Origin of the sequence: Sphingobacterium sp. UBA6645 (assembly GCF_002455685.1) — a bacterium.
Lineage (GTDB): Bacteria > Bacteroidota > Bacteroidia > Sphingobacteriales > Sphingobacteriaceae > Sphingobacterium > Sphingobacterium hotanense.
The window spans coordinates 112,983-134,009 of the sequence record NZ_DKLH01000084.1; the positions used below are offsets into that span (position 1 = coordinate 112,983).

A 21,027-nucleotide genomic window follows, 5' to 3' on the forward strand; every position below is an offset into this window, starting at 1 on the left:
TGTGATTTGAATAAATCCATTGTTAATATCCCGGGTTCTGAGTCATTGCTGGGTTTGCATCCATTTCTTTGATGTCAATTGGCCAGTACTCATCTTTGTTTACCTGGAATTTTACTTCTTGCGTGCCGAATGATTTTGTTGCTACACTATGGTTGTAAACCGGGTTAGCATTTTCATCGATTCTTTGGATCGCGCTTTTCGTCCATGCGTTTGCATCTCTGTTCAGGTAGATGTATCCGTTCATAACGTCTTTAGCGATATTCCAACGGCGTAAGTCGAACCAACGTAAACCGTCGTTTGCAAGTTCTACCTTACGCTCGTAACGCAATGCTTGGCGCATCTGTGCCTGAGATAAACCTTGAGGAAGGTTCGGCATCTTGGCACGTGAGCGGATTTCGTTGATAGCATCATAAACCGACTGGTCGATGCTTCCGCTTTCGATCTTTGCTTCTGCGTAGATCAATAGTAATTCAGCGTAACGGAAGATACCTACATTAAGATCGGATTCTCCCGATACGGAGGTAGTTGCATATTCGCTTAAATCGGTATGTTTTCTCCATAAATATCCGGAGAACGAACGGTAAGCATTTGTTGCATCGGTATTGTTCTGCGATGAAGGTTTTGTACCTGTTCCATTGATCACCGGCCAGTAGTTGTTGACTTTGGAGAACTTCGCATTCGGTTCGAACTGGAAGCCGAAGTAACGTGATCCCGGGCGTGCGGTGTACATATCTAAGCGAGGGTCGCGATTTTCGAATGGCTTCGCCTCGTTGTAGATGGTCGACTCGGTGATGTATTTTCCTTCGATGTCCTGAAATGAGTCGATGAAGTTTTGTGTTGGTCCCCAGTAACATACTCCTTTACCCAGGCGTGACGCCATGTAGTAAGTCTGGTTATGCGTATTGGCATTGATGGCTTTGTTGTATTCTGCCACCCAGATCCATTCTTTACTTTCTGCATATCCAGCGTGTCCGAAGATGTTTGCCGATTGCGGTTCGCCGTCCGCATGTCCTTTACCAACATAGGCTATGGTTGCGTCAAATGGCGTTAGCGCGTGCTGACCTTTCGCTAGATCAAGTGCTTTTTTCGAGGCCTCTGCCGCGACATCATATCTTTGAAAGTTTAATGCTACGCGGGCTTGCAACATGTAAGCTGCAACACGCGAAGCGCGAACATTGCCTGATGTTTTTTGTGAAACCGGTAGGTGTTCTGCAGTCTGCGCCAATTCGTTGATGATGAAGTCTACGACTTGTTGTTTGTCGGTTCTTCCCGGCAGCTCATCGTTCAGCTTTAACGCTTTCGTCAATAAAGCGACATCGCCATAAAGCTCAACTAATTGAGAATAACAGTAAGCACGGATAAAACGTAGTTCAGCATTGATTTTGTTATACTGCTCTTCGCCCATTGTAGCTTTCAAGGGCTCTAGGTTATCTAATACCAAGTGCACGCGAGCGATAGTCTTGTAATGTGCTGACCATGGTTTTGTCGCTAATGCGTTATCTGTAGTAATCGAACTCGTAATAGGGGATGTATAATTGTTTCCCGGACGTGCATAGCCGATATCGGTGATATTGTCCATAACGTGCCAGATCGGCGTGCTAGACGCGTCTAATAATGTCAAAGCTTTATATGCTCCTAATAATCCAAGTTCGGCTTCTTTAGCGTCTAACGGGAAATTTTCTGTGGACGGACCGTTCAGGTTCAAACGATCCAATTCGCATGATGTCATCAATGCTGCGCATAACATGCTAATTCCTAATATTCTTTTTGTATGCTTAATCATGATGTCTTAAAATTTAATGTCTAAACCAAATGTGTACACTTTAACTTGTGGGTAGTAGTTACCACCGCCTAGCGATACGTTTTGTGCTGCGCCCGCATTGTAATTGATCTCTGGGTCGTAGCCTTCGTAGAAGTTGGTTTTGGTGAATAAGTTCTGTCCATTTGCGTAGATGTAGATTCCTCCGATCTTCGCGTTTTGGAACCATTCGTTCGGGAATTGGTATCCTAAATGGATGTTCTTAAGACGTAAGTATGATGCTGATTTCAACCAGAAATCAGAGTTTTGTGTGTTGTTTGTTGAGGTAACGGATAAGCGCGGAAGGGAAGCATTTCTGTTGTCTTCTGTCCAGTAATCCAATTGCCAAGGTTTGATTGCTGATGAGTTTACTGCCGGGATTACGTAGTGTGAATCTAAGTAGCCGTCAACTTTCGCAACGCCTTGTAAGAATGCGCTAAATTTGAATCCTTTATAGCCTAAATCTAAGTTTACACCGTAAGTGTAACGAGGAATCGTATTACCGATAATCTGTTTGTCCGCATCCGTGATTTTTCCATCAGGGATTGCATTGCCGTCCGCATCAAATGCGCCAGCGATATCTTTGAAACGGATATCTCCAGGTTTCAAAGTTCCGAATTGCGTCGGGCCGTTGTCAATCTCCTCTTGTGATTGGTAGTAGCCATCAGAAACATAGCCATAGATCGAGTTGATCGCGTAGCCTTGTTGTTGGCGAAGCAATGTTCCTACCGGTCTGCTTCTCATGTCAAGAATCTTGTTTCGTACATCCGAGAAGTTGAAACCTAATCCGAATTTGAAGTCATTCCATTGGTTGTCATAACGACCACCAACTTCCCAGCCTAAGTTTTCTACTTTCGCCGCATTTTGGTATGGCTCGTTCAATCCGTATAATGCCGAGATTGGGAGAGTCATTAAGATACCATTCGTGTGCTTTTTGTACCAGTCGAATGTAAAGCTGAATTTGTCGAATAAAGTCGCGTCTAAACCTACGCCTGTTGCTGTTGTTTCTTCCCAACGAAGGTCAGGGTTAGCAAGCGTATTTAAAGTTACCAGTTGGCTGATGGCGCCACCCATTGAGATACCGCCTAAGGCTAAGTTTTCCGAGAATGGTTGGTAAGTGCTACCGATATTCTGGTTTCCAAGGATACCCCAAGATGCTCTGATTTTTAATTGATTGATCTTAGAGCGCAAGTTTTCCATAAATGGTTCTTGCTCTACTCGCCATCCTGCAGAGAATGAAGGAAATGTTGCCCAACGATTACTGCCTAGGAAGCGTGAAGTACCATCGTAGCGTAAGTTAGCTTCGAATAAGTAACGGTCTTTGAACGCATAGTTGAAACGTGAGAAAGCCGAAACTAATAACCACTGGTCTTGTGTACCATCATTGCGTTTTGTTTCGGTATCAGCACCCGCATTTAATACTTCGTAAGTATCGTAAGTATAGTCACGACGGAAGCCCATTAGGTATTTTTCGTCGTAAGTTTCACGTGAAGTACCCACCATTAAGCTTAAGCTATGGTCGTTGAAAGTTTTTGCCGCTGTAGCGTGGAATTGGTAGTTTCCGTAGAAATAACGGTAAGCAGATTCTGTTAATTCTGTTGACTCTGCTGCTGCACCTGCTTCTGCTCCGCCCGAGTAATAAGTCATCAACGCTTTAGAGAAGTTGTGAATATTTCTCGTGCGATAGCGAGGAGCAACTAAACCAGTAATGGATAACCAGTTAACTGGCTTGTAGTTTAGGGATAGATTACCGATTAACTCGATGTTATTTACTTTTCTGTTTCCACCATCTTCGATAAAGCCTACAGGGTTGTTCTTAACCCATCCTTCAGACCATTTGTCGCCATAACGGATTGGAATATTCGTAGGCATACGACCTAGGTAATTCCAGATGGTTCCTTCATTGGCAATCTGTAAGCGGTCGCCGTTCATAACCGATAAGTCAACCTTGATATTTAATTTATCGTTCGGGTTGATATCCATGTTATTTCTGAAAGTATAACGTTGGTAGTTTGTATTCTTGATCAAACCATCTTGTTTAACATAACTTAAAGATGGATTAACGCGGATAATACCTGAACCGGTAGATAAGGATGCAAAATGGTTCTGTGTGAATCCTGAGCCACTTAAGATCGCTTTCTGCCAATCGTAATTGTCCGGGTTCTCGGCATATAATTGATCGAATTCGTCGAAGTTTTGTTGTGTGTATATTTCTTTACCACCATCATTGATACTTGCTTCATTGAATACACGCATAAATGTGCGACCGTCTGTCACTTCCGGGATAAAGGTCGCGTCTTGCCAACCTGTGTAGCCTTTATAAGTTAAGTTGAACGCATCTTTCGCACGCTTTGTAGTTACCAAGATAACACCGTTTGCAGCGCGAGAACCATAGATAGCCGCTGATGCAGCATCTTTCAATACCGACATTGACTCGATTAAGTTCGCATCGATGGAGTTTAAATCGCCCGCCACACCGTCGATGATTACTAACGGCTCACTTGCAGATGAGAAGGAGTTAACACCGCGGATACGGATCGAAGCTTGGTCGCCCCCTGGTGCTCCTGTTTGTGAGGTCACGGTTACCCCAGGTGCTAGACCTTGTAAAGCAGTAGAGGCAGATACAGCAGGACGATTCTCTAATTGAGATGCGCTGATTGTTGACACTGCACCTGTAAGATTAGTTTTCTTTTGTGTACCATATCCAACAACGACTACTTCATCTAAGTTGGTTAGATCGTTCTCTAACGTAACGTTGATCGTCGATTGTCCGGATACAGTTCTTTCTACGGTTTTAAAACCGATACCTTTAAAGATTAGGACATCGCTGTTTTCAGCTTGTAAGGAGTAAGCTCCAGCGTCATCTGTTGCGGTAATGGCGTTAAGTCGACCTTTGATGCTGATAGAGACACCTTGCACAGGTTCCCCTTCTGTGTCGGTCACTTTCCCCATTATCTGTAATGGCTGTTGAGCTAATACCATTCCCAATGGCATTATTAACAGCATTAAAATGAGTTGTAATTGTTTTTTCATTTAGATGTTTGTTAATGATAGAAGGTAAAAATGTAATAAGTAATGTGTTCCTTACGGAGTGTGTTTTTATTTCTTAAATAATGTTTCGAAACTAGATTTATAATATTAACATTATGTTAAGGCTATATTGTATTCTTATTAAATTGTAAGATAATATAACATATAACATGGGTTTTACCACAAATTGGTATTGGTTATTGTTTTTTAAACAATGTTTCGAAATTAAAAAAAAGATTTTTAAACACAAGCGTTTAAAAATCTTTTTTTGAGGTAGATGAATAAAATGAGGGTAGATGTCTTAGGCAAGAATCATTTTTATGCCTAATTCTTCAATAGCTTTGACCGTATCGGGCGATACTTTTGGGTCAGTAATGATGTAGTCTACGTCGATGAGTTCGCAGATCTTACCAAGACCTCTCTTTCCGAACTTTGAGCTGTCTGCTAGTATGGCTACCTTTTGCGATGTTTGTAACATCTTTTGGTTTAGGGTAGCTTCGGGAAGATTGGAAATGGAGATCCCGAATTCCAGGTCGATACCATCTGCACCTAAGAATAGGATGCCGCAACTGATGTCTTCCAATATCCGTGTCGCATAGTGTCCAGCAACGGATGAGCTATTGGAACGGATAAGTCCACCGAGCTGTAAAACCTCGATATTTGGCTTTCCGCTAAGTTCTAAGCCTACTTTTAAAGCTGGTGTAATCACAGTTAATCCCTGAGTGGACTCTAGGTTCTTTGCTAATGCGAAGACCGTAGTGCCAGATCCAATCATAATGGAGTCGTTGTTTTTAATCAGTCGTAAAGCGGCAATTGCGATGCGTTGTTTTTCGTCACTATTAATAGTTTCTTTGATTAATATAGGACGGTCAATTGCATAAGGGTTACTGCTGGAGGCACCTCCCTTAATGCGGAACAACAAGTTTTTGTCTTCTAAAAGCTTTAGGTCTTTTCGGATAGTTACGCTGGAAACTTTCATTGTTTCACATAGCCAGTCAATCGTAATCTTTCCTTTTTCTTTTAAGCTCTTTAGAATGAATTCGTGTCTATCTGTTATATTCCTCATAATTCATTGTGTCAGTTAATAAGTTTAACAAATATAAACGACTTTTCCTATTTGTGGCTTTCTTTTTTTTTATTTAAAAATGTTTTATTTCTAATCTTTTTTTCTACATTTGACTTGTTAGATTTAGATTCAGCAATAACCAAAACACCTTATGTCAAAATTTATACTGCCGATTCCAGCTCATAAACGTCGTTGGTTCATTATATTCGTCATTTTTCTGGCAATCGTTTTTAACTACTATGATCGTCAGATAGTTTCGATATTGAAACCGATGCTGAAAGAGGAGTTCGATTTAGGAGATGATGGTTATGCGTTGGTGTTGAATGTCTTTACGGTATTCTACGCGCTGATGTATCCGGTATCCGGATGGTTGGTTGATAAGTTTGGCGAGCGCAAGGTAATGCTTGGTGGTATTCTGGGCTGGTCGATTGCTTGTTTGGGCGGTGGCTTCTCACGGACTTTCGGCTCTTTCTTATTTTTTAGAGGAATGTTAGGAGCGGCAGAGCCAACTAACTTTCCAGCACAGCTTAAGGTAGTGACGGTTTGGTTTTCTGGAAAGCTTCGCGCTACGGCAAATAGTTTATGCGTGGCAGGTAGTTCTATTGGGGCAATCATTGCTCCGCCGTTGGTGGCATGGTTAGCCATGCGATATAATTTTCATACGGTTTTTATCGTTGCAGGGGTAGTGGGATTGATCATTGCGCTGCTTTGGTTTTTAATCTATACGGAGCCACCTGCAGAGATCAGAGCGGAGGCTACAGGTGAGCAAGCTGATCAGAAAGAAGAAACAGCTTTCACTTGGGGACAGCTGTGGAGCAGAAAGACCTTATGGGGTATTTTGCTTATTCGCTTTGTCAGCGATCCGGTATGGTATTTCTGTCTATTCTGGTTGCCGGGCTATTTGCAGGAGGAGAGCGGATTGACATTGGCACAGATTGGAATGTTCGGCTGGATACCGTTCTTAGTAGCAGATATCGGCGCGATTGGTACTTCAGCATGGTCTGATAAGATGGTTAGAAATGGTAAAGAGCCTTTGCTTGCCCGTAAGATCATGTTGAGCAGTATTGCCATATTGGCGCCCTTGTGTTGTCTAACGACCTATGTAACGAGTCCCTACCTGACGATCTTTATCTTTGCATTGGTAGCAGTAGCATGTTTAAGCTGGTTGTTTACTATCAGTGTTGTGATCGCGGAGGCTTTCCCGGTGAAGAACGTGGCTTCGGTATTGGGTATTGCAGGTGGATTTGGCGCATTAGGCGCAGTGTTGTTCAACTATTTTGTGGGTCAAATGATGGGTTCATTGGGTGCAGGAACCATCTTTATTGCAATGGCCTTTATGCATCCGATTGCTGTTTTGATTTTGTGGACTATGGTTAAGAAAGAGAAGCCGGACGAGAATCAAGCAGTTATAGAAGCGTAATTAAAAGATTTAAAATATTATAATAATTCGACATGGGAGAAGTAAAGACTATTCTTGAGCCCGCGAGAGAGACGCCGGTTCGTATGGATGTGGATGTATTGGTTGTTGGCGGCGGACCTGCAGGTATTATTGCAGCGCAAGCGGCAGCATCTGATGGTTTGAAGGTTGCATTGATCGATAACCGTAGTTTTGTGGGGGGTAATATGACGATTGGCTTGCCTATTCTTGGCTTCCTTGGTCAAAAAGGAAATCAGATTATTAAGGGTCTGCCACAGAAGTTTATCGACAGATTGAAAGAGGTTGATGCTGCTTCGGAGCACCGCCCATGTCCTTTACATATGAGTTTAACCTTAGTTGAACCAGAAGCTGTAAAGAATGTTGGTTTGAAGGTATTAGAGGAAGCTGGTGTTAAAGTATTGCTATATGTATTCTCTGCTGGAGTAGTGATGGAAGGTGATGAGCTTAAAGGTGTAATCATCGAGAGCAAATCAGGAAGAGAAGTAATATTGGCTAAAACCGTTATTGACTGTACCGGTGATGCGGATGTTGCTTATAAAGCAGGGGTAGAGTGCGAGCAAGGAAATGAAGTTGGAGGCGCACAGCCACCAACCTTGATGTTCTGTATGGCTAATGTGGATACCGACAAGTTGCGTATGTCTATTGCCGAAGAACCTAGAACCTACTTAACGGATTTCATTCCTGCAGAATACTTCGGACAGAATCACCAATTCATCGTCGTAGGTCTTCGCAGTGTGATGGAGAAAGCCCGTCAGGCAGGATACCACTTACCAGTTGAGCGTACGATCCTAATTACAGGTTTGCGCGAAGGCGAAGTATGGGTCAATATGTCGCGTATCAACGGTGTAGATGGTACAAATCCGGAAAGCTTAACCTTCGGTGAAATTGAGGGACGTAAGCAGGTGGAAGAGATCCAACGCTATTTGCAAGAATATGTTCCTGGATTTGAGAATTCGCATTTCACTAAAATGGCGCCTTTCTTAGGTATTCGTGAAACCCGCCGTATCGTAGGAAACTACGTGATGACAGCAGATGATATCTTAGGTTGCCGTAGATTTGATGATGCGGTAGCTGTAGCGAGTTACCCATTAGATATTCACCATCCAGAAGGTGGCGGATGTACATTGACATGGTGTGGGGATAGCTACGATATTCCATACAGATCATTGGTTCCGCAAAAAGTGAAGAACTTATTAGTTGCTGGTCGTTCGATTTCGACAACACATGAGGCAATGTCTGCAATTCGCGTAATGGCACCATGTATGGCCATGGGTGAGGCGGCAGGTCGCGCAGCGAAATTAGCTGTTCGTAAGGGTGTATCACCGTCGGCAGTAGATGTGGCAGAATTACGCGCAGAACTTATCAACTCAGGTGCTTACTTGGGCGAAGAAACTGCAGCTAACGCATAACAAACACAAAATCCTATGAATGATTTTAATAACTCTTCAAGGAGAAACTTTATAAAACAGGCGGGCCTTTTAGCGGGTCTGCCTTTTCTTGACACGAAACAAGCTCTTGCTTTGGATTCGCGAAAAGCAGATACTGGCTTCCGGGTTCTTTCATGTAATATCCGTGTGGATCTTCCGGAAGATAATGCGAAAGGGCAGGGCTGGCAACATCGACGTGAAGCCTGTATCCAGGTAATCAAGAAGCAGCAAGCCGACTTGATTGGCTTTCAGGAAGTTCTTAGAAATCAGTTCTTGGACTTAAAGAATGAACTGAAAGACTACTTTGCTTTTGGATTTGATGGCCCGGAGATGGATAAGTTCAAAGAAGGCTATCATGGAATTGCGAAGAATCCTATTCTTTTTTCAAAGAAGCGCTTTGAATTGATCACGGCGGGGGGCTATTGGTTGTCCGAAACTCCACTAATCGCAGGAAGTATCTCCTGGGGAAGCGCCAGAGCGAGAAACTGCAGTTGGGTTCGACTGCTCGATAAAAAGACGAACAAAGAAATCCGACTGATCAACTTGCATCTGGATCACGTAAGTAATGAAGCAAAGCTTGCTCAGATTAAACTGGTACTTGAGGAGGCAGCGCAATATCAAGACGATTTTCCGCAGATTATTACCGGAGATTTCAACAATGGATATGGCGCGGGCTTGTATCCGGAGATCATTAATGCTGGTTGGAAAGATAGCTATGTATTGAGCAACGGCGATGCAAAGCCGGAAGGCACTACGAATGCGTTCCGTCCGGATGATGCAGAACGAAATGCGAAAGCAAAGAAGATTGATTTCATCTTCATTAAAGGTCCGTTGAATGCTTCAAAGTCGGTTATCATAAAAGATCGCTGGAAGAATATCGTGCCTAGTGACCATTGGTTTTTGTCAGCAGACATTAATTATATCTAATCCTGAGTCGAGGTTGATGTAGAACCTGAATGAGTAGCTTTTATTTTGTAAACTACTTGAATTGAATAAACGGAAAAGCGTCCTTAATAGCTCTCTTTTCCTTTTTTTTGGGTCTAATGACTTTTAAAATATTTTATTTTGTTAATTTTTATTTATTTTAGATAGCATATTTACATCAACCAATTACAACACTAAACCCAATGGCACAAGACAATTTAATGAACAGGCTAGGGATTCCTAGCAATTTAAAATGGGGGTACTTAGGTATTCTGATTTTTATGATGGGGGACGGCGTAGAGCAGGGATGGCTGAGCCCTTATCTGATTGAACATGGCATGTCCATCGAACAATCCTCTTTACTGTTTACCGTATATGGAATTACAATCGCAATATCTTCCTGGTTTTCGGGGGTATTAGCAGAAAGCTACGGACCTAGAAAAGCTATGGCGATGGGACTTCTTCTCTACATCATCGGAACCATCGGTTTTGTGGGTATGGGAATGGCGAAATTGGATTACACATCCATGTTGTTTTTCTATGCCATAAGAGGTTTTGGATATCCTTTATTCGCGTATTCCTTCATGGTTTGGATAACGTATAAAGCCCCGCAAGATATCCTAGGTAGAGCAGTGGGATGGTTTTGGTTTGTATTTACAGGAGGATTAAACGTACTGGGAGCCTATTATTCTAGCTGGGCACTGGAACGCTGGGGATATGAAAATACCTTGTGGAGCTCAATTTTATGGGTATTGGTAGGGGCGTTCTTTGCATTGGTTTTAAACCGTGATAAGTTCGAAACGAAAGCCTCCAAAGGTTCCAAGATGCAAGAACTGAGCAACGGATTAACGATCGTTAAGAAAGAACCAAAGGTATTGATCGGCGGAATAGTGCGTGTCATCAACACGACGGCACAGTTCGCATTTCCAGTTTTCCTTCCGATGTATATGGCCGAACACGGCTTCGACACGAAAGAATGGTTGCAGATCTGGGGAACCATCTTTACCAGTAACATCATCTTCAATCTAATCTTCGGATTTGTGGGAGACCGTTTAGGATGGCAGAATACGATCATGTGGTTTGGTGGCGTCGGATGCGCAATCACGACCGTATTGTTTTATTATTCGCCAGTTTGGTTTGGCGGCAGTTATTGGGCAGTAATGGCCGCTGGTATAGCCTGGGGGGCATTGCTTGCGGGATATGTTCCATTATCAGCACTTGTTCCTTCGCTTGTCAAAGAAGATAAAGGAGCTGCAATGGCTATCCTCAACCTAGGAGCAGGACTACCGGTATTTGTCGGACCAGCAATCGTAGGTTTATTAATCAGCACCATTGGAAGTGCGGGGGTAATCTGGGTATTGGCAGGACTTTATTTAGTCAGCGCCGTGTTAACCAAGTTTATCACCATTCCAAAAGGAGTAGAATCACACAATTAACAACAAATAGTTTAGCATAGTATAGAATAATTATGAAAGTATTACTTACAGCGCCTTACGAGAATGAGAAAGCTTTGAAAGAGTTGGAAGGCCTTTTTGATGAAATTGTTTACCGTTCATGGAAACCTCATGGACGCGCATATAATCCTGAAGAGTTAAATGCATTGATTCAGGAAACGGGAGTTGATGCCTTGATCTCGGAGCACGATGAGATTACTGCTGACGTTCTGCGTGCGAATCCGGAATTGAAATTCGTTGGAATTTGCCGTGGTACACCGTCCAATATTGATTTAGCAGTTGCTACAGAATTGGGCATCCCCGTATTTAACACGCCGGCGAGAAATGCGCAAGCGGTTGCCGAGATGTTTATTGCTAATGTAATCACCTTGATGCGCAATACCATCCCAGGAATCAACTGGTTAGAAGGAAAGAACTGGGGCGAAGGAGCCCATACATCATACTTGCAGTTTAAGGGCAATGAATTGGCTGGTAAGCGCGTTGGTATGGTAGGCTTCGGAGCAGTAGGACAGCACATTGCTCGTATGCTTGTCAATTTCCCATGTGAAATCTATTACTTTGATCCATATTATACCGATGAAAATACCGAATTCAAAAAGGTTGAATTGGATGAGTTATTTGCAGCGTGTGATGTTATTGGTATCCACTTGCCGGTGACTAATGAGACCAAAGGTATGATCGACAAGAAATACTTTTCATTGATGAAATCGGATGCTATCTTCGTTAATACCGCACGTGCTACAGTTGTTAATCGCGAAGATTTACTGGACATCATCGAGAATGGTAAAATCAGAGGAGCTGTGTTGGATGTATTCTACAATGAACCACCTGATGAGATCGACTATAAGATGATCTTGAACAAAAACGTGTTGGCAACGCCACATATCGCGGGAGCTACACACGAGGTGGAAGATCACCACGCATTTATTATGAACAATAACCTGCGTGAGTTCTTCATCAACGGCAACAAGTCGATAAAACAACTGGTTAACAAAGCAGTTTTAGATAAAACAACGATTCAATAATCATGGCACAAAAAGAAGCCTATTTAATAGTAGATATTGGTACGGGTAATGCTCGTGTTGGAGTAGCAACTCCTACCGGGGAGATCTTGAGTATCAAGCGCGAGAATGTTCATTACGAGTCCGATACGAACTACGAGGAATCCATTTTCTTTAATCCAAATGAGCTTTGGGACCAGATCTTGTATCTTGCTCAAGATGCACTGACTGAGGTAGGCGAGGTTAAGATTAATGCCATTACAGCAACTAGCCAACGTGAAGGAATTGTTGTTATTGACGCTGAGGGAAATTCTCTTCTGGGAATGCCAAATATCGATCATAGAGGACGTAAATGGGAAAAAGACCTCACCGATAAAGACACGGTTTACAACCTATCAGGACGTTATCCGACGTCGCTCTTCTCCGCTTTTAAATTAGTTGGTGTAAGGGAAGTCTATCCGGATCTATTCGACAAAATAGCTTGTGTGATGAGCATTAGCGACTGGATTCAATATAAGTTTTCTGGCGTTACGTGCTACGAGCATTCTCAAGCATCAGAAACTTTGCTTTACGATGTAGAGAAAAAACAATGGAGTAACATCTTGCTGGATTTGTTTCATCTTCCAGCGAACATATTGCCACAATTGAAAAATGCTACCTCTGTTCTTGGAACTATCCTTCCAGAGGTGGCAAATACCTTAAGCATTAGCGCGGAGGCAGCAGTAGTTGTCGGGGGAGGAGATACGCAATTGGCAATTCGCAGTATGGATCCGTCTGCAAACGACGTAGTCATTGTATCAGGGACGACGACACCAATCATCAAGATTGTAGATACCTATGAGAAAGATGCGGATCAACGGACTTGGACAAGCCGTCACATCGACGAGCATAACTTCATCCTCGAAGCGAACGCCGGTGTAACTGGGTTGAACTATCAGCGCTTGAAAGAAATCTTCTATCCAAATGAAGGTTATGATGTTATTGAACGTGAATTAGAGGATGCAACCTACTCGCAATGTGTTGCCTCGTTAGGATCACTGATTGCCGATGAGGAAGAGCCTTTGACCAAAGGAGGCTTTATCTTCAATGCACCGGTATCACATCAATTAACGCGTGGCAGTTTTGTATTCGCTATTCTTTGGGATATTGCATGCAGTATCTACGAAAACTACAAGTTCTTATGCGCTGTTTCGCCGCATAACGAATCCTATATCTGGGCATGTGGCGGCGGAGTAGAAAGCCGTAAGCTACGTCAGTTTATCGCCAATCTCTTTGGCAAGAGCATCAAAATACGCGACACATTCCGCCAGGCTTCTGTGCTCGGAGGAGTGTTCGTATGTAATGACGCGTTGCATGTTCCGAACATCAGCCCTGAGCTGTTAGAAGAAATCCATCCGCAAGACCATGAAGAATTCGAGCAATTGTATTTGGAGTGGAAAAATGCGCGTAAAACCTTTAAACAAGTAGGAGCATAGATGGACAAATATTTCTTCGGAGTAGACGTCGGAACGCAGGGAGCAAGAATTATATTGGTAGATCAACAGGGAAAGCTGATTGCTTCTGATGCGCGCAAGTTCAATTTAGACGACAGATTCAGAGAGGAGCAATCTCCAGATCTATGGTGGCAAGATTGCCAGGAAATGATGGCTGATCTGATCAGTGCATTACCTGGGCATATTAATAAATCCGATATCCTTGCGCTGTCTGTTACTTCGACTTCAGGGACAGTAATACCACTAGATAAGGACTTAAAGCCATTGCATGATGCAATCATGTACAGCGATCCGCGTTCAGTAGAGCAGGGTAAGCGATGCAAGGAAATCGCCAGCAAATATGTGAAGGATGGCTATACCGGTTTTAATGCTTCATCGGGTATCTCTAAGATGCTTTGGTTTATTGAAACATATCCTGAGAAGGCTGAGCAAATAAGCCTTTGGGTCCATGCCTCTGATTATATAGTTGGCAAGTTTAGCGGCAATTACCATACGACCGATTATACCAATGTATTAAAATCAGCCTATGACCTTGAAAAGTTGGAATGGCCCGCATTTGTTACCCAAGAGATCGGCTTAAAGCCGAGCTGGCTTCAGGAAGTAGTCCCTTCAGGAACCGTCGTTGGTAAACTGGATGCTGACTTAGCAGCTACTTGGGGAATTCCGCGGATTGATGTTGTGGTTGGGATGACGGATGGATGTGCTACACAAATGGCATCCGGCGCTGTAAGGCCAGGGACATGGAATACGACCATAGGAACCACATTGGTAATCAAGGGCGTAACGAAGACTAACGTGGTCGATCCGTTAGGAAGACTATATAGTCATCGTCACCCGGAAGGATATTGGATGCCAGGAGGGGCCAGCAATACCGGCGCTGATTGGATATCCTTGGATTTCGCAGAAAATCTGCAAGAATTAAACGACGAAGCTGAAAAACTAATCCCTACCGGACTTCTTGCCTGGCCTTTAAAACAAGAGGGGGAAAGATATCCTATTATGGCGCCTCAAGCAAGAGCTTTCTTCCCTGAAAACGCGAGCAGAGCAGCACTCTTTACCTCTGGATTAGAGGGGGTCGCTTTTATCGAGCGCCTAGCTTATGAGATTATCGAAGATCTCTCTGGAGAAAAGGTAGAGGCGGTTTATTCGGCCGGTGGAGGCAGTAACTCCGATGTATGGTTAAAGATTAGAGCCTCGGTGATGAATGTGCCGATATTCAAGTGCAAAGAAGCAAGCGGTGCATTCGGGGCAGCTATCATGGCAGCATCGAATACCTATTACACTTCCTTAATCGAAGCGGCTTCTGCCATGACTCAAATTGAGAAAGTAGTACAGCCCGATACAACTTTGCAAGCAGCTTATGAAGAGCAGTATCAAGCATTTAAACAGAAACTTAGCGATTTAAATTATTTATAGATGATTACTATTTGCCTATTACGTCACGGTGAGACAGCATACAATGCCGACGGAAATAAATACTGCGGAAGAACGGATATAGAACTTACGGAAAAAGGACTTCAGCAGGCCAATCGTATGAACGAGCTGTTGAAAGAATTTAGCTTCGACCATATCTTTTCATCTCCGTTAAAGCGCGCTAAGAATACAGCAGCTATCGCTTCCGGCGAAGAAGCACGCGTGGTTGCCGACGAACGCCTTATCGAAGTAGACTTCGGTAATTGGGAAGGGAAGCGTTCGGACGAATTTATTGCTGAAGACCCAGAGTCTTGGGACAATTGGCTTTCCAATCCCGAAGAACATGCAGCAGGTCGTACAGGAGAAACAGCTAAGCAAGTTATTGAACGCTTAAATAGTTTCTATAATGAGCTGATGGAAAAGTATGATGGCAAAACTATCTTGGTTGTTGGACACAATGGCGTCAACCGTTTATTTATGTCGAGCCAACTTGGTATGCCTTTAAAGAACTATAGAAAGATTGTTCAAGAGAATTCTGCACTTACGCTGATAACATTGGATAAACATAAAGGTTTTAATTTGTTAAAGCTGAATGCTTAATTTCGCATACAAAAAATCCTAATGAAAAAACTATTTTTTGCAGGCGCTATATTGATGCTATCGCTTCAAGCCTCAGCCCAAAAGCTACATAAGCTAAACTTCAAGACCGTAGATGAGATGTACGCTTACTTCGAATATGCTCCGGGCAAGAAAGTGATCTCCGGACATAGAGGAACGATTGAGAATCATATGCCAGAGAACGCAATCCCTTCCATGGAAGAAGTTCTGAAGCATACGCTGGCCATCTTTGAGGTTGACCCTCGCTTGACTAAAGATAGTATTCCAGTGATGGTACATGACGCCACACTAGACCGCACAACGACGGGGTCTGGAAAGGTAATCGACTACACATGGGCAGACTTGAAAAAATTGAAGCTGAAAGATAAGCAAGGGCAAGCAACAAAATACAAGATCAATACATTAGACGAGATGATTGCCTGGGCGAAAGGAAAGACCATCCTAAATCTGGATAAGAAAGATCTTCCGATGGAGATGACAGCTGAAATCATCAAAAAGCATGACGCCTATGCTTGGGTATGGGTAACTGTGCACAACGTTGAGCAAGCAAAATTCTACTTGGAGAAGAACCCAAAGCAGTATCTCTCAATGCATATCAAAACACAACAGGATTTAGAGAAATTCGTTCAATCCGGGCTGCCATTTAATCGGATGATCGTTTATATTGGTCCGGAGATAAAAGCAGCGAACCAAGGCATGTACAAATTCTTTCACGAAAAAGGCGTGATGTGCATGATTTCATCGGCACCGACTTACGATAAACTTCCGACCAAAGAAGAACGCGCAGCGAAGTTTAGAGCGGTGTTTGCCGACGGAGCTTCAATTTTGGAATCAGATTTACCGATTGAAGTAAGCCAAGCGTTGAAATAGAAAAGAAAGGTTGTCTTTGGAGCATGAAAGGAAGAATGTATTGTCTTTGAATCAGGAAAGGAAGGATAAAAGGATGACCATGATCCTGCTAATCCTTACATCCTTCCTTTCCTGGTTCAAGACAATCCATAAAAATAGCGCCTAGAAAAACTAGGCGCTACGCTCTTATATCTAATGTCTAAAATCTGACATCTAATCTAAAGATTACTCTGTTTCTTAATCTTTGTTCTTATCGTTGCGGGCTTAGCGAGTTGTTTAGCTTCATATTGCCTTTCGATATATTTGATAATTTCGCTGGCGATATCCTTGCCTGTAGCTTGCTCTATACCTTCTAAACCAGGTGAAGAGTTGACCTCCAAAATCAATGGACCACGGGAGGAAGGCAGCATATCCACACCTGCAACAGTGAGTCCCATTGCACGTGCTGCAGCGATGGCAGTTTCCTTTTCTTTACGCGTTAATTTGATGACTTCGGCAGTACCGCCACGGTGCAGGTTCGAGCGGAATTCGCCTTCCTTCGCAGTGCGCTTCATGGCGCCGACTACTTTGCCATCCACAACAAAAGCACGGATATCCGTTCCTTTTGCTTCTTTAATATATTCTTGAATCAGGATGTTGTTTCCTAAGCCATAGAAAGCCTCGATTACCGAAGAAGCCGCTTTCTTAGTCTCGGCCAGTACCACACCGATTCCTTGCGTTCCTTCCAATAATTTAATAACTAGCGGTGCACCACCTACCATATTGATTAAGTCGTCAACATCAGATGCCGTTCTAGCAAAACCTGTAATCGGTAGACCTAAGCCTGCGCCCGAAAGGATCTGCATACAACGCAGTTTATCGCGCGAACGCGTGATAGCCTGACTCGGGTTGGCAGAAATTACACCCATTACTTCAAATTGGCGAACGATTGCCGATCCGTAAAACGTAACGGACGAACCGATACGAGGAACAATGGCATCGATTTCACCAATATCTTGGCCCTTATAATGTATGGATGGTTTGCCTTGTTGGATGCCGACATAACATTTACTGTGGTCCATGACCACACATTCATGTCCGCGAGCAACGGCAGCTTCAACCAAACGCTTGGTCGAATAAATTGACTTGTTTGTCGATAATACAGCTATCTTCACTTTCTTAGTTCTTTAACAGATAAATGGGCTTTTATATTTTATATCAAATTGGAGGCTAGATTTTTTTTAGCCACATCCACTAAAAATTTTCGAGTGATAAAATTACGCCCTAAAAGCATGGGGTAGGACATTGCTGATCTGTCGCGAAAGGAGAGTTTAATATCGTACAGCTCATTGAACATCCGGATTTTTGTTAGGAATATATAACGGATTTCCGACTGCCCAAAAGAACTCTTAATTGTTCTTTCACGATGGACAGGGAAAGTCAACTTCAAAACCTTATCACTATCGAGGTTCGGACGAATATGACCGATCACGTAGAGATGCCCTTTTTTGTTGACCACTTCCATTTGTTCACAGTGTAGAACAGAAGTCTCGGCGCCAGTATCTATTTTAGCGTCAATATCATAGAGTCCCAATTCGGGCAAATCGATGATTTCTGTTCTACCTATAATTTTCTTGCCGTCCACGTCAAATTTATTCGTAAATAAATTCTCCGTACGGAGAGCGAATAGTTACTTTCTTAGTATCTGCCGCCTCTACACGACCGATGATTTGTGCCGGGATGCCGAAAGATTCCGATATAGCGATAATATTGGCAGCGATCTCCTCAGGAACATAAAGTTCCATACGGTGTCCCATATTGAATACCTTGTACATTTCTTGCCAATCTGTATTCGATTCTTTTTGAATTAACTCGAATAATGCTGGAATCGGGAACAAGTTATCTTTGATTACGTGAACAGCATCCACGAAATGTAATACCTTCGTCTGTGCACCGCCAGAACAGTGAACCATACCATCAATTTGCGAACGGTATTTATCCAAGATCTGTTTAATCACTGGTGCATAGGTACGAGTTGCCGATAAAACAAGCTTACCTGCTGTAATCTCCTCGCCAGTTTCTACTTTAATCTTATCCGTTAATGCCTTTCCGCCAGCGAATACCAAATCGTATGGCACCGCAGGGTCGAAGCTCTCCGGATATTTCTCAGCGATATATTTGCTAAATACATCATGGCGTGCAGATGTCAATCCGTTGGATCCCATTCCGCCATTGTATTCTTTTTCATAAGTTGCCTGTCCGTAAGAAGCTAAACCAACGATCACATTTCCAGCCTGAATACGGTGGTTGGAGATAACGTCTTCGCGTTTCATACGACAAGTAACTGTACTGTCTACGATAATAGTTCTTACTAGATCGCCTACATCAGCAGTTTCGCCGCCAGTAGAGTAGATACCCATACCTAACTCGCGAAGCTCCGCAAGGATTTCTTCAGTTCCGTTGATAATTTCTGCGATAACTTCACCCGGAATCAGGTTCTTGTTACGGCCAATCGTAGAAGATAATAAGATGTTGTCGATTGCACCAACACAAAGTAGATCATCCACATTCATGATGATAGCATCCTGCGCTATTCCACGCCAAACCGACGCATCGCCAGTCTCTTTCCAGTAAACATAGGCTAAAGATGATTTTGTACCCGCACCATCTGCATGCATGATATTACACCATTCCTCATCGGAACCTAATATATCAGGGATAATCTTACAGAAAGCTTTTGGGAACAATCCTTTATCAATGTTTTTAATCGCATTGTGCACATCCTCTTTACCAGCGGATACACCTCTTTGGTTGTATTTTAAATCTGACATCTTGCTTGCAAAAATAAACAAACCTCTTGATTATAGCGAAAGTTTTTCGCGAGCAAATGCCTTTAAATCCAGTTCAATAGATTTATTAGGCAGATAGGTTAAAGAATCTGTGCCCAATGCTCTTTAAGAAGCGCTAAATGGAAGCGAGCATTCGCCGGACTGGTGCTGGGAAGTCCAATATATTCAACGCCTTCAACACGCTTTAATAGCTTATCGTGCAAGGCCATCGCCTTCTGTCCATTGAAAAATACGCGTTTGATACCGGGATAGGTAGCGAGCAACTCTGGAATTGCATTCGCCTGCACTTCCGAAATATCCGAGTCCATACTGCCCGGACGGATCGCTGTAGCACAAACATCCCAAAGCGCCACTCCGTTCTTTAACAGAAGCCGCTTACGGTCTTCATACTGACCGCTGAGTTCCTCTTCGAACAGTAGGTGCATCAACTTCCAAAATCTATTCTGTGGATGCCCATAATATTGTTGTTGGAGGAGTGATAGGTCGCCCGGTAAACTCCCTAAAATAAGAACCTTCGCATCAGCGGAGATAATAGGTGGAAAAGAAGATTTAAAATCCATTAAAAAAACTTAATATCTTTTCAATTTACTAATCTTTTCCTTTTGTTGCACTAATACTTCAGCCCGGTCTGCTAACTCAGCCTGCCATTTCGGATCTGCCTGCTCAGGAAGTCCCTTCACGAATTTCCCATCAAAGTAATAGAACCTAAATTCCTCCGCCTTTTCGGTCTTAGAATAATCAAATTCGGGTGCATACATATGCGCATTATAGCGATAGAGTTCCTCCAGAACAAAAGAAACCTGATTGTCCTTGAAGTAATAATAGTCATTCGTGTAACCACCCTCACCATAATATTTGATATCCATCTTCTCCATGATGTTATTCTTGTAGTAGAAATAAGCAATTCCTCCCTCGGTCGATTCGCCCAACACCTCTGCCGAGTCGATTTTATCCCAGTCTGTGATCGCATGAATTCGCTCGTAGTTATCACGAATGCTCTGTATAGTATCTACTTTCACCTGAGTAACCAGACCCGTATCTAGTGCGGTACTATCCGTCTGCGTAGTCTGCTGATTGTTATTATTTCCCTGACAAGCGGCCGCTAGGACCGCAATGGCTAGAGGAATATATGCTAGTGCTCTCATATTATTAGTGTTTGAATATAGAAACGAATAGGAGGGGGTATTGTTTTTTATGAGACATTAGACATTAGATATTAGACATTAGAGTATGGCGGCTTGATATTTGGTTTTGAAAATGTTGTCTGAAAGGATTTGCAGGATGGGTTGTTTTGAACCAGGAAAGGAAGGATTTAAGGATTCGCAGGATCTGGTTTAGCTATTACCTTTTTATTTCGTTTTTCACATCCCTTTTAAACTCCTATCATAGCCCTTTGGGAGCGGCTTTGATAGGGGTTTAAAAGGGATGTGAAAGGGCTTTACAAGGGTTTTAAGCAGAAGGAAAGTAAAGCCGTTTATTATGAAGTATTGACTACGAAAAAAGGATGTAACGACACGATCCTGCCCATCCTTGCATCTTTTTTTTTCTTGGTTCAAAACAACATTTAAGCCAGATCCTGCCAATCCTTGCATCCTTCCTTTCCTGGTTCAAAACAATACATCCATCCTTACATCTTTTTTTAACCCAGCCCCATCCCAATAATCCACAAAAAAGAGGCTGTCTAAAAA

The 21,027-nt window shown here is 42.9% G+C and carries 17 protein-coding genes; 9 read left to right on the forward strand and 8 right to left on the reverse strand.

All coding sequences use genetic code 11. From position 1 onward, the window contains the following. Positions 1-22: 22 nt before the first annotated feature. The 3 genes from B2400_RS15225 to B2400_RS15235 form a co-directional block, all read right to left on the reverse strand. Entirely contained in the window at positions 23-1,783 is a 1,761-nt protein-coding gene (locus B2400_RS15225) for a RagB/SusD family nutrient uptake outer membrane protein (RefSeq protein WP_149525170.1), read from the reverse strand. Positions 1,784-1,789: 6 nt separating this feature from the next. Then, a complete protein-coding gene (locus B2400_RS15230) occupies positions 1,790-4,831 on the reverse strand; it encodes a SusC/RagA family TonB-linked outer membrane protein (RefSeq protein WP_293934671.1) in 3,042 nt (1,013 codons plus the stop codon). Positions 4,832-5,129: 298 nt separating this feature from the next. Beyond that, positions 5,130-5,894, reverse strand: a complete 765-nt coding sequence (locus B2400_RS15235; protein ID WP_149525172.1) for a DeoR/GlpR family DNA-binding transcription regulator — start codon at positions 5,892-5,894, stop codon at positions 5,130-5,132. A 151-nt stretch (positions 5,895-6,045) separates the two neighbouring features. On the opposite strand from B2400_RS15235, the gene B2400_RS15240 reads away from it, so the two are divergent. The 9 genes from B2400_RS15240 to B2400_RS15280 all read left to right on the forward strand — a co-directional run bounded on the left by B2400_RS15240 (position 6,046) and on the right by B2400_RS15280 (position 16,532). After that, a complete protein-coding gene (locus B2400_RS15240) occupies positions 6,046-7,314 on the forward strand; it encodes an MFS transporter (protein ID WP_149525173.1) in 1,269 nt (422 codons plus the stop codon). Positions 7,315-7,346: 32 nt separating this feature from the next. Further along, positions 7,347-8,741 (forward strand): FAD-dependent oxidoreductase, encoded by a 1,395-nt coding sequence (locus B2400_RS15245; protein ID WP_149525174.1) that lies wholly within the window; start codon positions 7,347-7,349, stop codon positions 8,739-8,741. A gap of 15 nt (positions 8,742-8,756) precedes the next feature. Beyond that, the gene (locus B2400_RS15250; RefSeq protein WP_149525175.1) at positions 8,757-9,686 is read left to right on the forward strand and encodes an endonuclease/exonuclease/phosphatase family protein; all 930 of its coding nucleotides are present in this window, start codon (positions 8,757-8,759) and stop codon (positions 9,684-9,686) included. A 200-nt stretch (positions 9,687-9,886) separates the two neighbouring features. Next, positions 9,887-11,119, forward strand: a complete 1,233-nt coding sequence (locus tag B2400_RS15255; protein ID WP_223110867.1) for an MFS transporter — start codon at positions 9,887-9,889, stop codon at positions 11,117-11,119. A gap of 32 nt (positions 11,120-11,151) precedes the next feature. Further along, positions 11,152-12,162, forward strand: a complete 1,011-nt coding sequence (locus B2400_RS15260; protein WP_286651952.1) for an NAD(P)-dependent oxidoreductase — start codon at positions 11,152-11,154, stop codon at positions 12,160-12,162. 2 nt (positions 12,163-12,164) lie between these two features. Next, entirely contained in the window at positions 12,165-13,613 is a 1,449-nt protein-coding gene (locus B2400_RS15265; protein ID WP_286651953.1) for an FGGY-family carbohydrate kinase, read from the forward strand. After that, the gene (locus tag B2400_RS15270; RefSeq protein ID WP_149525178.1) at positions 13,614-15,047 is read left to right on the forward strand and encodes an FGGY-family carbohydrate kinase; all 1,434 of its coding nucleotides are present in this window, start codon (positions 13,614-13,616) and stop codon (positions 15,045-15,047) included. It abuts the gene before it with no gap. After that, the gene (locus tag B2400_RS15275; protein ID WP_149525179.1) at positions 15,048-15,644 is read left to right on the forward strand and encodes a histidine phosphatase family protein; all 597 of its coding nucleotides are present in this window, start codon (positions 15,048-15,050) and stop codon (positions 15,642-15,644) included. Positions 15,645-15,665: 21 nt separating this feature from the next. After that, positions 15,666-16,532 (forward strand): glycerophosphodiester phosphodiesterase family protein, encoded by an 867-nt coding sequence (locus tag B2400_RS15280; RefSeq protein WP_149525180.1) that lies wholly within the window; start codon positions 15,666-15,668, stop codon positions 16,530-16,532. 197 nt (positions 16,533-16,729) lie between these two features. Here B2400_RS15280 and rimK read toward each other — a convergent pair whose 3' ends face one another. The 5 genes from rimK to B2400_RS15305 all read right to left on the reverse strand — a co-directional run bounded on the left by rimK (position 16,730) and on the right by B2400_RS15305 (position 20,484). Next, positions 16,730-17,665 (reverse strand): 30S ribosomal protein S6--L-glutamate ligase, encoded by a 936-nt coding sequence (rimK, locus tag B2400_RS15285; protein ID WP_149525181.1) that lies wholly within the window; start codon positions 17,663-17,665, stop codon positions 16,730-16,732. A gap of 38 nt (positions 17,666-17,703) precedes the next feature. Continuing rightward, a complete protein-coding gene (locus B2400_RS15290) occupies positions 17,704-18,135 on the reverse strand; it encodes an ATP-dependent zinc protease (RefSeq protein WP_286651956.1) in 432 nt (143 codons plus the stop codon). A gap of 7 nt (positions 18,136-18,142) precedes the next feature. Next, positions 18,143-19,321, reverse strand: coding sequence for an AIR synthase related protein (locus B2400_RS15295; RefSeq protein WP_293934682.1), 1,179 nt, complete (start codon positions 19,319-19,321; stop codon positions 18,143-18,145). Between the two features lie 98 nt (positions 19,322-19,419). Beyond that, positions 19,420-19,899 (reverse strand): DNA-deoxyinosine glycosylase, encoded by a 480-nt coding sequence (locus B2400_RS15300; protein ID WP_149525184.1) that lies wholly within the window; start codon positions 19,897-19,899, stop codon positions 19,420-19,422. A gap of 9 nt (positions 19,900-19,908) precedes the next feature. Continuing rightward, the gene (locus B2400_RS15305) at positions 19,909-20,484 is read right to left on the reverse strand and encodes a hypothetical protein (protein WP_149525185.1); all 576 of its coding nucleotides are present in this window, start codon (positions 20,482-20,484) and stop codon (positions 19,909-19,911) included. Positions 20,485-21,027: the final 543 nt, after the last annotated feature.